Below are 12,559 nucleotides of genomic sequence, written 5' to 3'. Positions count from 1 at the left end.
GGCAAAAGGGGACAAGCGGCAGCCCCGGAGAGGCAGGACTGAATGAAGCTGACCACACGCGAGGACATCGAGGCGCCGCTGGATTTCGTCTATGGCGCCTTTGCCGATACCGGACACTGGGAACGGTCTGCCATGCGCCGCGGGGCCGAGGTGGTGCGGTCCGACCGGATTCAGGGCTTCGCGCCAGGCATGGTGTGGAATGTCAGCTTCGTCTATCGCAGCCGCCCGCGCCGTGTGGCGGTCAAGCTGGTCTCGGTGGACCAGCCAAACAATCTGGGTTTCCAGATCATCGCCACCACCTTTGACGCAGGCGTCACGCTGGATTTCGTCGAACTGTCGTCGCGCCGCACCCGCGTGACCATCACCTCCGAGGTGAAGCCGCGCACGCTGGCGGCGCGGGTGTTCATCCAGTCGATGAAACTGGCGCGCAACAAGATCGAACGGAAATACGAGGCGCGGGTTGGTCTGATCTGCAACGAGATCGAAGAGCGCTACCGCATCCGCCGCTGAGAGCAGGGGGCCGCCGGATGCGGCCCCGGTCCCGGATCAGACCCGGCTTTCATCGGCCGGATAGACCCCCAGAATGTTCATGTTCGTGGTGAAATAGCGCAGCTCTTCCAGCGCGCGGGCCACATGCGCATCCTCGGGATGGCCCTCGATGTCGGCATAGAACTCGGTCGCCGTGAAGCTGCCGCCGACCATATAGCTTTCCAGCTTGGTCATGTTGACGCCGTTGGTCGCAAAGCCGCCCATTGCCTTGTACAGTGCGGCGGGAATGTTGCGGACGCGGAAGGTGAAGGTCGTGATCATCCGCGCGGCGCGGCGGCTGTGGTCGGGGGTGCGGCTCATCACAAGGAAGCGGGTGGTATTGTTGGCCTGATCCTCGATATGGCGGGCCAGCACGTCCAGACCATAGATTTCGGCCGCCAGCTCGCTGGCCAGCGCGGCGCGGGCCGGATTGCCTGCCTCGGCCACTTCACGGGCGGCGCGGGCATTGTCGCTGCTGACGACGCCCCGGATGCTACGCTCGCGCAGGAACTGCGCGCATTGCGGCAGGATCACCACATGGCCATGCGCCTCGCGCACCTCGTCCAGCTTTGCGCCCCTGACACCCAGAAGGTTGACGTGCACCCGGACGAAGGCCTCGTCCACGATATGCAGCCCGGCCTTGGGCAGCAGGCTGTGCACGTCGGCGACCCGGCCGTAGGTGGAGTTTTCCACCGCCAGCATCCCCAGATCCACCTCGCCCGCGCGCGTCATCTCCACCACATCCTCGAAGGTGGTGCAGGGCACCGGGGTGAATCCGGGGCGCGCCTGTGCGCAGGCCTGATGCGAATAGGCGCCCAGTTCCCCCTGAAAAGCGATGCGTCCGGTCATGTCTGCTTTCCTTCCTGCCCCTCGCGTGGTCAAATCGCCGCATTTACGGGGCCGGAGGTGCTACTACACCTTGAAACCCGTGCGGGGAAGCGGATAGAAGCCCCCTCAGCTTCATGCCAAAACGGGACGCGACATGTTCGACACGATGACTTTCACGAAGGTGCTGGGTGCGGTCTGCGGGTCGCTGCTCGTGTTCCTTCTGGGCAACTGGGCTGCCACGGCGCTGTATTCGATGGAAGGTGGCCATGGCGAAGGCGAAGAATCGCAAAGCTATGTGATCGAGGTCGCCGATGCCGGCGGCGCAGGTGACGCAGGCGCAGAGGCCGGCCCCTCGTGGGACGAAGTCTATGCCGCCGCCGATCCGGCCAAGGGCGAGAAGGTTTTCGCTAAGTGCAAGGCCTGCCACAAGGTCGATGGCACCAACAGCACCGGCCCGCATCTGGACGGCGTCGTGAACCGTGCGAAAGCCTCGGTCGAGGGCTTCGGCTATTCGGACGCGCTGAAGGCGATGGCGGGCGACACCTGGACCCCCGAGAATCTGGAACATTTCCTGACCAACCCGAAAGGCTATGCGCCGGGCACCAAGATGTCCTTCGCCGGTCTGCCGAAGATCGACGACCGTGCGAATCTGATCGCCTGGCTGGCGACCGCACATCCGTGATCCCGCGCTTCTTGCGCAATGGTCGGGCCACCCCTTGCGGGTGGCCTTTTCATTTGCGGCATTCACGACGGATAACGCAAACGCGCCCCGGATAACGCAAACGCGCCTTGAGGGCAGGGGAATTTCCGTTACTCTCAGGCCAAACGCACGCCAAGAAGGCCGCAGGAGAGTTTCATGCCGCACACCCCAGCCCGCCCGATCCGCCGCAAGTTTCATCCGATGCGGGTGATCGGGCCGGGGTTGCTGGCGGTTGTGGCGGCAGCGCCTGTTATGGCCGAGGAAAAGGTGATCCATGCGCATGGCATCTCGACCTTCGGGGATCTGAAATATCCGGTCGATTTCGCGCATTTCGACTATGTGAATCCGGATGCGCCCAAGGGCGGCACCATGAGCTTTCGTGGCACCGGCGCCAGCTCTACCTTCAACAGCCTGAATCCCTTCATCCTGAAAGGCGAACCTGCGCAGGGGCTTGGGCTGCTTTATGACAGCCTGATGAGCGGTTCGCCCGACGAACCCGATGCCTCTTACGGGCTGGTGGCGTCCAGCCTCGAATACCCCGAAGACAGGTCGTGGGTGATCTTCAACATGCGCCCCGAGGCAACCTTTTCGGATGGTGAGCCGATCACGGCGGCGGATGTGGTATTCACCTACGAGGTGCTGCTGGACAAGGGCGCGCCCAGCTACAAGGTGGCGCTCAAGGACATTGAAAAGGTCGAGGCGCTGGACCCGCATCGCGTGAAGTTCACCTTCCGGCCCGGCGTCGCCACCCGTGACCTGCCCGCACTGGCGGGGGGGCTGTCGATCCTGCCGAAACATTATTACGATAAGGTGGATTTCACCGCCTCGACGCTGGTGCCGCCGGTCGGCTCGGGTCAGTTTGTGGTGAAGGATGTGAAGCCCGGACGGTCGATCACCTATTGCCGTAACCCCGATTACTGGGGTGCCAGCCTGCCGGTGAACATCGGGGGTGCGAATTTCGACTGCTACACCTACGAATACTACGCCGATACCACGGCGGCTTTCGAGGCGTTCAAATCCGGCGGCTATCTGTTGCAGCAGGAGTTTTCCTCGCTGATCTGGGCCACGGCCTATGATTTCCCGGCGCTGAAGAAGGGCTGGGTCAAGCGCGAGGAGCTGGCCGACAACAACCCCTCGGGCACGCAGGGCTTCTGGTTCAACCTGCGGCGCGAGAAGTTTGCCGATCCGCGGGTGCGGCAGGCGCTGGGCATGATGTTCAACTTCGAATGGTCGAACCAGACGCTGTTCTTCGATCTTTACAAACGCACCGACAGCTTCTTTGAAAACTCGCCCCTGCAAGCCGAGGGCCTGCCAGAGGGCGAGGAGCTTGCGGTGCTGGAGCAATTCCGCGACCGGCTGTCGCCTGAAATCTTCACCGAACCGGCCTACGAGCCGCCGGTTTACGAGGCGACAGACCCCGCGACCGGCAAGCTGCGGCAGCTTGATCGCAAGATCCTGCGCCAGGCCTCTGCCCTGATGGACGAGGCGGGCTGGAAAGTGGGCGAGGGCGGGCTGCGCCGCAATGACAAGGGGCAGGTGTTCACGCTGGAGTTCATCGAGGATCAGCCTTCGTTCGATCGCGTGCTGAACCCCTATATCGCCAACCTCAGGGCCTTGGGCATCGACGCACGGCTGACCCATATCGACGCGGCGCAGATGCAGCAGCGGCAAGAGGATTTCGAATACGACATCATCAGTGGTCGTTTCGTGATGTCGCAAACCCCTTCGGTCGAATTGCGCCAGTTCTTCACCACCGAATCCGCCGATGCCAAGGGCTCGGCCAATCTCAGCGGGGTTGCCGATCCGGTGCTGGACGACCTGGTCGAACTGGTCATCGCCTCGAAAACCCGCGAGGAACTGACCGTGCGCGCCAAGGCGCTGGACCGGGTGCTGCGGTTCAAGCAGATCTGGGTGCCGAACTGGTATAGCGGCAAGTATCTGGTCGCCTATTGGGATGTCTTCGGCCGACCGCCGGAACAGCCGCCCTATTCGCGGGGCGACGGGTTGTGGTGGATGGACGAGGCGAAGCTGGGCGTCATGAAAGCCCAGGGGGCGCTGCGCTGACATGGGCGCCTATCTGCTGCGCAGGCTTCTGCTGATCATTCCGACCCTGCTCGGGATCATGGTCATCAATTTCGTGCTGACCCAGTTCGTGCCCGGCGGGCCGGTGGAACAGGTTCTGGCCCGGCTGGATGGCGCGGGCGATGCCTTTCAGTCGATTTCCGGCGGGGGCGGAGATGCCGGGTCGGGCGGGGCGCCCGCAGCGGGGGCGGGCAACGAGTCCGGCTATATCGGTGCGCGCGGTCTGCCCGCCGATTTCATTGATGATCTGGAGGCGCAGTTCGGCTTTGCCCGCATTGTCTGCGCCGAGGGTTATACCGGCCCGGTCAGCACCCGCGCGCCGGAATGCCACAAGGAGCCGATCCCTCTGCTGGAACGCTTTGGAATCATGATGGGCAATTACCTGCGCTTCGATTTCGGCGAAAGCTACTTCCGGTCGATCAGCGTCACCGATCTGGTGCTGGAAAAAATGCCCGTCTCAATCACGCTGGGCCTGTGGTCCACGCTGATTGCCTATCTGATTTCCATTCCGCTGGGCATCCGCAAGGCGGTGCGCGACGGGTCTGCTTTCGACACCTGGACCTCGGCCATGATTATCGTGGGCTATGCGATTCCGGGCTTTCTGTTTGCCATCCTGCTGCTGGTTTTGTTCGCGGGCGGCTCTTACTGGCAGTGGTTCCCGCTCAGGGGCCTCACCTCGGACGGATGGAGCCAGATGAGCCTCTGGGGCAAGATCACGGATTACCTGTGGCATATCGTGCTGCCGGTCACCGCCTCCACCATCTCCAGCTTCGCCACACTGACGCTCCTGACGAAAAACAGCTTTCTGGATGAAATCCGCAAGCAATATGTGATGACGGCACGGGCCAAGGGGCTGACGGAAAGCCGGGTGCTGTATGGCCATGTGTTCCGCAATGCCATGCTGATCGTCATCGCCGGTTTTCCGGCGGTCTTCATCAGCGTGTTCTTCGGCGGGTCCATCATCATCGAGACGATCTTCTCGCTGGATGGCCTTGGTCGCCTTGGCTTCGAGGCGGCGGTGAACCGCGATTATCCGGTGCTGTTCGGGACGCTGTTCATCTTCGGGCTGATGGGGCTGGTGGTCGGGATCATTTCTGACATGACCTATGTGCTGGTCGATCCGCGCATTGATTTTGAGCGGAGGGGCTGACCATGGCGCTTTCGCCGCTGAACCAGCGCCGCTGGCGCAATTTCAAGGCCAATCGCCGGGCCTTCTGGTCGCTGTGGATTTTTGCCGTGCTGTTCGGCCTGTCACTGGGAGCGGAGCTGATCGCCAATGACAAGCCGCTGCTGGTCAGTTTCAAGGGGGAGTATTACACGCCCTTCCTGAAGTTCTACCCCGAAACCACCTTCGGCGGCGACTTCCAGACCGAAGCCGCCTATCGAGACCCCGAGGTGCAATGCCTGATCGTCGCGCAGGGGGCGGAAGCCTGCTGGGACGATCCTGAAGGGGTGCTGACGCAGGCCAGGGCCGGTGCGGTGGACGGGCAGCCGGTGGTGCCCGGCTGGCTGCTTTGGGCACCGATCCCCTACAGCTATAACACAATCAACGATCTGGGCGGGGCTGCGCCTTCGGCCCCCGATGCGCAGCACTGGCTGGGCACCGATGACACCGCACGCGATGTGCTGGCGCGGGTGATCTATGGCTTCCGCCTGTCGATCAGTTTCGCGCTGATCGTGACCGCGCTGACCAGTGTCATCGGTATCGCGGCAGGGGCGGTGCAGGGCTATTTTGGTGGCTGGGTCGATCTGATCTTCCAGCGCGTGATTGAAATCTGGGGCGCCACGCCCTCGCTTTACATCATCATCATCGTCGGCGCGATCTGGCAGATGAGCTTCTGGCTCCTGATCGGGCTGATGGTGCTGTTTGGCTGGACCTCGCTGATCGGCGTGGTGCGGGCCGAATTCCTGCGCGCGCGCAATTTTGAATATGTGCGCGCGGCGCGGGCGCTGGGCGTACCTGACCGGGTGATCATGGTGCGCCATGTGCTGCCCAATGCGATGGTCGCGACGCTGACCATGCTGCCCTTCCTTGTCACCGGCACCATTGGCACGCTGGCCGCGCTGGATTTTCTGGGCTTTGGTTTGCCAGCCTCGGCCCCCTCGCTGGGCGAGTTGACGCAACAGGCCAAGGACAACCTTCAAGCACCCTGGCTGGCCTTTACCGCCTTCACCACCTTCGCCCTGATGCTGTCGCTGCTGGTTTTCATCTTTGAAGGCGTGCGCGATGCTTTCGACCCCAGAAAGACCTTCCGATGAGCGTTCTGTCCGTTGAAAAGCTGAACGTGCGCTTTCGGCAGGACGGCCGCATCGTCCATGCGGTGCGGGATGTGAGCTTCAGCGTCGACCGGGGCGAGACGGTCGCGCTGGTGGGGGAAAGCGGGTCGGGCAAGTCGGTGACGGCGCTGTCCACCGTGGGACTTTTGCCTGACAGCGCGATGATGGAGGGCTCCATCACCTATCAGGGCACGCAAATGGTGGGCGCGCCCGAGGCGGATCTGCGCCGTATCCGGGGCAATGACATCAGCTTCATCTTTCAGGAGCCGATGACCAGCCTGAACCCGCTGCACACGATCGAAAAGCAGCTGACCGAAAGCCTTGCGCTGCATCAGGGGCTGCGGGGACAGGCGGCGCGGGCGCGGGTTGTCGATCTGTTGAACAAGGTCGGTATCCGCGATGCCGAAAGCCGGCTGGGATCTTATCCGCATCAGCTTTCGGGTGGGCAGCGGCAGCGCGTGATGATCGCCATGGCACTGGCCAACGGGCCGGAACTGCTGATCGCGGATGAGCCGACCACCGCGCTCGATGTGACGATTCAGGCGCAGATCCTTGACCTTCTGGCGGATCTGAAGCGCAGCGAAGGGTTGTCGATGCTGTTCATCACGCATGATCTGGGGATCGTGCGGCGCATCGCCGACCGTGTCTGCGTGATGAAGGACGGCGAGGTTGTCGAACAGGGGCCCGCAGCCGAAATCTTTGCCAATCCGCAGCACCCCTATACCCGGAAGCTGCTGGCGGCAGAACCGAAGGGCCGCCCCGATCCGGTGCCCGAGGGTGCGCCCGAACTGGTGCGCACCGAAAACCTGCGCGTCTGGTTCCCGATCCACAGCGGCCTCATGCGCAAGGTCACCGGCTATGTGAAGGCGGTGAACGACGCAAGCCTCTCTGTCCGCGCGGGCGAGACGCTGGGCATCGTCGGTGAAAGCGGCTCTGGCAAGACGACGCTGGCGCTGGCCATCATGCGGCTGATCGGTTCGGAAGGGCGGATCGTGTTCATGGGCCAGGAAATCTCGGGCTGGCACAGCCGCCAGCTGCGCCCCTTGCGCCGTGACATGCAGATCGTGTTTCAGGACCCTTTCGGATCGCTCAGCCCCCGGATGACGGTGGAGGAGATCATTGCCGAAGGTCTGGGCGTTCACGGTCTTGAACCGGGTCGCAACCGGCGCGAGATGGTCAGCGACATCATGGTTGAGGTCGGGCTGGACCCGGCCGCCATGGGGCGTTACCCGCATGAATTTTCCGGCGGGCAGCGCCAGCGCATCGCGGTGGCACGCGCCATGATCCTGCGGCCGAAACTGGTGGTGCTGGATGAACCGACATCGGCGCTGGACATGACGGTGCAGGTGCAGATCGTCGACCTGCTGCGCGCGTTGCAGCGCAAATACGGCCTTGCCTATCTGTTCATCAGCCACGACCTGCGGGTGGTGCGGGCGCTGTCGCACAAGGTTCTGGTGATGCGGAATGGCGACGTTGTGGAAGCCGGAGACGGGCAGGCGGTGTTCGAGACACCGCAAACCGAGTATACCCGTGCCCTGATGGCCGCCGCTTTCGGCGCGTGACGAGGCATTGCATGAAAATTCTTTTCGTTCACCAGAATTTCCCTGCCCAGTTCCTGCATCTGGCACCGGAAATGCAGCGGCGTGGCCATGACTGCATCGCGCTGACGGATACGACCAACAACCGAAGCTCTGAAATCCGGGTTGTGAAATATCGCCACAACAGCCCGGCGCCCGATCCGCAGGCCTGCCGTCTGGGCCGCAACTACACACAGATGAGCGACCGCGGCGTCACCGTGGCTCGCGCCGCGATGCAGATGCGCGAGCAGGGCTATGTTCCCGACGTGATCTTCGGCCATTCCGGCTGGGGCGAGACGCTGTTTCTGAAAGAGGTCTGGCCCGAGGCGAAGCTGCTGGTCTATGCCGAATTTTACTACAAGGGCCGTGGCGCGGATGTCGGGTTTGATCCCGAATTCGACCGCCCGAATTTCGATCAGGTCATCATCGCCCAGGGCCGCACCACGCATCTGGGGCAGGCGCTGCTGCATGCCGATGCAGGGTTGTCGCCGACGCGCTGGCAGGCCAGCACCTATCCGCCGATCCTGCGAGAACGGATCAAGGTCATCTTCGACGGTGTGGATACCGGCGTGATGAAGCCCGATCCGACTGCAACGCTGACGCTTCCGAATGGCAGGGTTCTGAAAGCGGGGGACGAGGTGCTGACCTTCGTGAACCGCAATCTGGAACCCTATCGCGGCTATCACACCTTCATGCGGGCGCTGCCCGCCATCATGGCCGAACGGCCGGAGGCGCAGGTGGTGATCGTGGGCGGAGATGAGGTCAGCTATGGCCGTCCCGCGCCCGAGGGCCAAAGCTGGAAGAACATCTATCTGGATCAGGTGAAGGACCGGCTGGATATGTCGCGGGTGCATTTCATGGGCAAGGTGCCGTATCCCACCTTTGTCAGCATGATGCAGGTCAGCCGCGTGCATGCCTATCTGACCTATCCTTTCGTGCTGAGCTGGTCGATGCTGGAGGCGATGGGCGCCGGATGCATGGTCGTGGGCTCGCGCACCGCGCCGGTGGCCGAACTGATCGAAGACGGGGTGAATGGCCGTCTGGTCGATTTCTTCGATGTCGAGGGCTGGTCGAAGATGATCACCCGTGCGCTTGCGCGGCCCGAACGGTTCATGGACCTTCGACGCGCCGCGCGTGAAACCATTGTCAAAGGCTATGACCTGCGCACGGTCTGCCTGCCGCAGATGGTGGAGTGGGTGGAAAGCTTCGGCCCTTCGGCCTGAGGGGCAGGAATCGAGGGGAGCGGGGTTCAGGGGGCCATACCCTCGCGCTCAAGACATTCCTGCACCTTCCGCATCGCCGCCGCCGAACCCGTCAGCGCCGCAAGCGTTCCTGCCAGGGCGGTCAGGTGTGTGCCGTTGCGCAGTGCGGCCTGCTGTTCGGGGTCGAGAAAACAGATCAAGCCGTCCTCACCGCCGAAAAAGTTCCGGTGAAGCGGATGCTGTCAATCCTGATCGTCCCCGCCGCCTCGCCCGAGGTCGCGGTGCCGGGCAGAACCACCGTCCAGCCCTCGGCACTGGTCTGGGTTTCAACACCGCCCTGCGGTGCGGTGGCCGCACAGCGCAGCGCGATCCCGTCATGCCGGAGCGCAGCCTCTTTGCAGCGGCGGTCCGGCCCCCTCAGATCGCCGCGGAATGCTGGGCCTTGCTATGGTCATAGGCGTCGAAGGTGCGGGCTATCATCCGGGTCAGCGGGCGGGCGGGCACCGGGATGGACAGGCCGTCCGCATCGACACGCACCATTTCGCCGAACTGAGCCTTCGCCGCCGCGAACATGGCCGACAGCGCGGCGTCATCGGTAGCGAAATCGCGGAGCAACTCTGCCCGCGAGACGTGGAAGTCGCACATCAGCGCCTCTATGATGCGGCCGCGCAGCTTGTCTTCACCGCTGAACACATGGCCGCGATGCGTGGTGAAATGCCCGGCGCGCACGGATTTGGTGTAATCCGAGGTGCCCGAGGCGTTCTGCGCATAGCCCTGCGGAAAGCGCGAGATGCTGGAGGCACCAAGCCCCACCAGCACATCGGCACGGTCATCGGTATAGCCTTGGAAATTCCGCCGCAAGCCGCCGCTCCGGGCCGCTACCGCCAGCCCGTCATCAGGACGCGCGAAATGGTCGATGCCGATGGATTCGTATCCGTCCCAGTCGAACAGCTGCGCTGCTGTTTCAAACAGCTTCAGCCGCTCCTGCGGGGTTGGGATGGCATCCGAGGGGATAAGTTGCTGGCGACGGCTCATCCAAGGCACATGGGCGTAGCCGTAAAGTGCCACCCGGTCGGGGGAGAGTGTCAGCAATTTCTGCACGCTGTCGGCAATCCGTGCCTGGGTCTGGTGCGGCAGACCGTAAAGGATATCGGCATTGAGGCTGCGAACATCACGGTCACGGATCATGTCAGCGACACGTTTGGTCAGATCGTAAGGTTGGATACGGCCGATGGTGGCCTGAATTTCAGGGTCAAAATCCTGAACGCCGATCGAGGCGCGGTTCATCCCCGCTGCCGCCAGCGCGTCCAGCCGCGCAGCATCCACTTCGTCGGGGTCAATCTCGACCGAAAACTCCGCGCCTTCGCCCATCGGCACCGCATCGAACACCGTTGCCGCCAGATCGCGGATCATGTCGGGCTTCAGCAGGGTCGGCGTGCCACCGCCCCAGTGCAGGCGGCTCAGATGCACGCCCTTCGGCAGATGCGCCTTCAAGATCGCGATTTCTGCCTTCAGGGTCTGCACATAGGCCAGCACCGGCTCGTCGCTGGACGTGCCCTGCGTGCGGCAGGCGCAGAACCAGCACAGGCGCCGGCAGAACGGCACATGCAGATAGAGCGAGATTGCAGATCCGGCCGGAATCGTCTCGATCCAGCGGGTAAACAGCGCAGGGCTGACGTCGTTTCCGAAATGCGGGGCCGTGGGGTAGCTGGTGTAGCGGGGCACACGCGCGTCGAAAAGACCGAGCCGGGTGAGTTGCGATTCCTTGTCCATGCCACTAGATTAGAAGGCGTAACGCGCAACAGCCTTGACCCAGATCAAGACCAGGAAACCGGGATGCCGATGCAGGACATGCACCCAGTGCATCACGAGTGCGGGGATTGCCCCATCAGACACCGTGCGGTCTGTGCCCGCTGCGAGGCGGATGAGCTGTCGCGGCTGGAGCAGATCAAATATTACCGCTCCTATCAGGCCGGTCAGACGGTTGTCTGGTCGGGCGACCGGATGGATTTCGTGGCGTCCGTTGTCAGCGGTATCGCCACACTGACGCAGACGATGGAAGATGGCCGTCGCCAGATGGTCGGGCTGTTGCTGCCATCAGATTTCGTCGGGCGGCCCGGCCGGTCCACTGCGGCCTATGATGTGACGGCGACCACCGATCTGGTGATGTGCTGTTTCCGCAAGAAGCCGTTCGAGGACATGATGCTGTCCACGCCTCACATCGGCCAGCGCCTGCTGGAGATGACGCTGGACGAGCTGGACGCCGCGCGTGAATGGATGCTGCTTCTGGGGCGCAAGACGGCGCGGGAAAAGATCGCCTCGCTTCTGGCCATCATCGCCCGGCGCGACGCGACGCTGAAGCTGAAGGCGGCGAAGGGGCCGCTGGTGTTTGACCTGCCGCTGACGCGCGAGGAAATGGCCGATTATCTGGGCCTGACTCTGGAAACCGTCAGCCGCCAGATCTCGGCCCTGCGGCGTGAGGGGATCATCCTGCTGGATGGCAAGCGCCACGTCACCATCCCCGATTTCGACCTCCTGCTGGAAGAGGCGGGCGACGACAGCGACGGCGGTGTGCTGGGCTGACTTGCGCCCGGCGGCATCTTCCCTATGATTGTCGGGCGTTCCATGCAGCGTCTTCGAGGACCCCGTGAAATCTGCGGACCGAACCATCTGAAGGACGCCCTGCGCCTTGTGGCAGGGCCATAGCGCATCGCCCTCGCGACTGCGCTTTCTTCGCCTGAGCGCGATTACCCTTGTCCATTCAGAGAACTGCAAATGAAGAACTATTTTGACAGCCCCTTCCGCGGGGTGACACTCGACCGGCAGGTGACGAACCCGAACATCACTGTCGGGCGGTTCAGCTACTATTCAGGATACTATCACGGCCACAGCTTTGACGACTGTGCGCGATATCTGTTGCCGGATGAAGGGGCTGACCGCCTGGTCATCGGCAGCTTCTGTTCCATCGGGTCGGGGGCGGCCTTCATCATGGCGGGCAATCAGGGCCACCGGAATGATTGGGTCAGCACCTTTCCCTTTTTCTGGATGCCAGAGGTTGCTGCCTTCGAGGGCGCGGAAAATGGCTATCGTCCCGCAGGGGATACGGTCATTGGAAATGATGTCTGGATCGGGTCGGAGGCCATCATCATGCCGGGGGTGACGATCGGCGATGGCGCCGTGATCGGCACGCGGGCTCTGGTGACCCGCGACGTCGCGCCCTATGCCATCGTGGCGGGCAATCCGGCGAAGACCATTCGAAGCCGGTTCGATGAGAGCGCCGTCGCGCTTCTGCTGGAGATGAAGTGGTGGGACTGGTCGGAAGATCAGCTCCGGCCCGCGATGCCATTGCTGACAAGCGCGAAGGT

At 63.0% G+C, this 12,559-nt stretch carries 12 protein-coding genes; 9 read left to right on the top strand and 3 right to left on the bottom strand.

Annotated elements, in window-relative coordinates:
* Positions 1 to 42 precede the first annotated feature (42 nt).
* On the top strand, positions 43 to 510 hold the full coding sequence (locus IE126_RS14415) for a hypothetical protein (protein WP_054304244.1): 468 nt from the start codon (positions 43 to 45) through the stop codon (positions 508 to 510).
* A 36-nt stretch (positions 511 to 546) separates the two neighbouring features.
* On the opposite strand, the gene IE126_RS14410 is transcribed toward IE126_RS14415, so the two are convergent.
* Entirely contained in the window at positions 547 to 1,377 is an 831-nt protein-coding gene (locus IE126_RS14410; protein ID WP_054304243.1) for a prephenate dehydratase, read from the bottom strand.
* A 133-nt stretch (positions 1,378 to 1,510) separates the two neighbouring features.
* On the opposite strand from IE126_RS14410, the gene IE126_RS14405 reads away from it, so the two are divergent.
* From IE126_RS14405 to IE126_RS14380, 6 genes are all read left to right on the top strand, one after another.
* Entirely contained in the window at positions 1,511 to 2,038 is a 528-nt protein-coding gene (locus IE126_RS14405) for a c-type cytochrome (protein WP_054304242.1), read from the top strand.
* Positions 2,039 to 2,212: 174 nt separating this feature from the next.
* Positions 2,213 to 4,120 carry an extracellular solute-binding protein gene (locus IE126_RS14400; RefSeq protein ID WP_189381404.1) on the top strand — a complete coding sequence of 636 codons (1,908 nt, stop codon included), beginning with the start codon at positions 2,213 to 2,215 and terminating at the stop codon, positions 4,118 to 4,120.
* Position 4,121: 1 nt separating this feature from the next.
* The gene (locus tag IE126_RS14395) at positions 4,122 to 5,288 is read left to right on the top strand and encodes a microcin C ABC transporter permease YejB (RefSeq protein ID WP_189381403.1); all 1,167 of its coding nucleotides are present in this window, start codon (positions 4,122 to 4,124) and stop codon (positions 5,286 to 5,288) included.
* Positions 5,289 to 5,290: 2 nt separating this feature from the next.
* On the top strand, positions 5,291 to 6,397 hold the full coding sequence (locus tag IE126_RS14390) for an ABC transporter permease (protein ID WP_054304239.1): 1,107 nt from the start codon (positions 5,291 to 5,293) through the stop codon (positions 6,395 to 6,397).
* Complete coding sequence (locus IE126_RS14385) at positions 6,394 to 7,977, top strand: ABC transporter ATP-binding protein (protein ID WP_189381402.1); 1,584 nt, start codon at positions 6,394 to 6,396, stop codon at positions 7,975 to 7,977. The genes IE126_RS14390 and IE126_RS14385 overlap by 4 nt, the downstream gene beginning before the upstream one ends.
* A gap of 11 nt (positions 7,978 to 7,988) precedes the next feature.
* On the top strand, positions 7,989 to 9,215 hold the full coding sequence (locus IE126_RS14380) for a glycosyltransferase family 4 protein (RefSeq protein ID WP_108130571.1): 1,227 nt from the start codon (positions 7,989 to 7,991) through the stop codon (positions 9,213 to 9,215).
* Positions 9,216 to 9,241: 26 nt separating this feature from the next.
* Here IE126_RS14380 and IE126_RS14375 read toward each other — a convergent pair whose 3' ends face one another.
* Positions 9,242 to 9,394 carry a hypothetical protein gene (locus tag IE126_RS14375; RefSeq protein WP_189381401.1) on the bottom strand — a complete coding sequence of 51 codons (153 nt, stop codon included), beginning with the start codon at positions 9,392 to 9,394 and terminating at the stop codon, positions 9,242 to 9,244.
* A gap of 217 nt (positions 9,395 to 9,611) precedes the next feature.
* Entirely contained in the window at positions 9,612 to 10,967 is a 1,356-nt protein-coding gene (gene hemN / locus IE126_RS14370) for an oxygen-independent coproporphyrinogen III oxidase (protein WP_189381400.1), read from the bottom strand.
* A 63-nt stretch (positions 10,968 to 11,030) separates the two neighbouring features.
* Between hemN and fnrL the strand changes: the two genes are divergently transcribed.
* Together fnrL and catB are read left to right on the top strand one after the other, a co-directional pair.
* Positions 11,031 to 11,777: a transcriptional regulator FnrL gene (fnrL, locus tag IE126_RS14365; protein WP_054304235.1), complete on the top strand. Its 747-nt coding sequence runs from the start codon at positions 11,031 to 11,033 to the stop codon at positions 11,775 to 11,777.
* A 192-nt stretch (positions 11,778 to 11,969) separates the two neighbouring features.
* Positions 11,970 to 12,559, top strand: a 590-nt coding sequence (gene catB / locus IE126_RS14360) for a type B chloramphenicol O-acetyltransferase (RefSeq protein ID WP_189381427.1), incomplete at its 3' end; no start/stop codon positions are given.

The organism is Gemmobacter nanjingensis, assembly GCF_014652195.1.
Taxonomy (GTDB): domain Bacteria; phylum Pseudomonadota; class Alphaproteobacteria; order Rhodobacterales; family Rhodobacteraceae; genus Gemmobacter; species Gemmobacter caeni.
This window is presented reverse-complemented; position numbering and strand designations above follow the sequence as displayed.

Coding starts and splice junctions, on each gene's coding strand:
- IE126_RS14395 (WP_189381403.1), top strand. CDS start 4,122: ATGGGCGCCTATCTGCTGCGCAGGCTTCTGCTGATCATTCCGACCCTG.
- IE126_RS14410 (WP_054304243.1), bottom strand. CDS start 1,377: ATGACCGGACGCATCGCTTTTCAGGGGGAACTGGGCGCCTATTCGCAT.
- fnrL (WP_054304235.1), top strand. CDS start 11,031: ATGCCGATGCAGGACATGCACCCAGTGCATCACGAGTGCGGGGATTGC.
- IE126_RS14415 (WP_054304244.1), top strand. CDS start 43: ATGAAGCTGACCACACGCGAGGACATCGAGGCGCCGCTGGATTTCGTC.
- IE126_RS14400 (WP_189381404.1), top strand. CDS start 2,213: ATGCCGCACACCCCAGCCCGCCCGATCCGCCGCAAGTTTCATCCGATG.
- IE126_RS14380 (WP_108130571.1), top strand. CDS start 7,989: ATGAAAATTCTTTTCGTTCACCAGAATTTCCCTGCCCAGTTCCTGCAT.
- IE126_RS14385 (WP_189381402.1), top strand. CDS start 6,394: ATGAGCGTTCTGTCCGTTGAAAAGCTGAACGTGCGCTTTCGGCAGGAC.
- hemN (WP_189381400.1), bottom strand. CDS start 10,967: ATGGACAAGGAATCGCAACTCACCCGGCTCGGTCTTTTCGACGCGCGT.
- IE126_RS14405 (WP_054304242.1), top strand. CDS start 1,511: ATGTTCGACACGATGACTTTCACGAAGGTGCTGGGTGCGGTCTGCGGG.
- IE126_RS14390 (WP_054304239.1), top strand. CDS start 5,291: ATGGCGCTTTCGCCGCTGAACCAGCGCCGCTGGCGCAATTTCAAGGCC.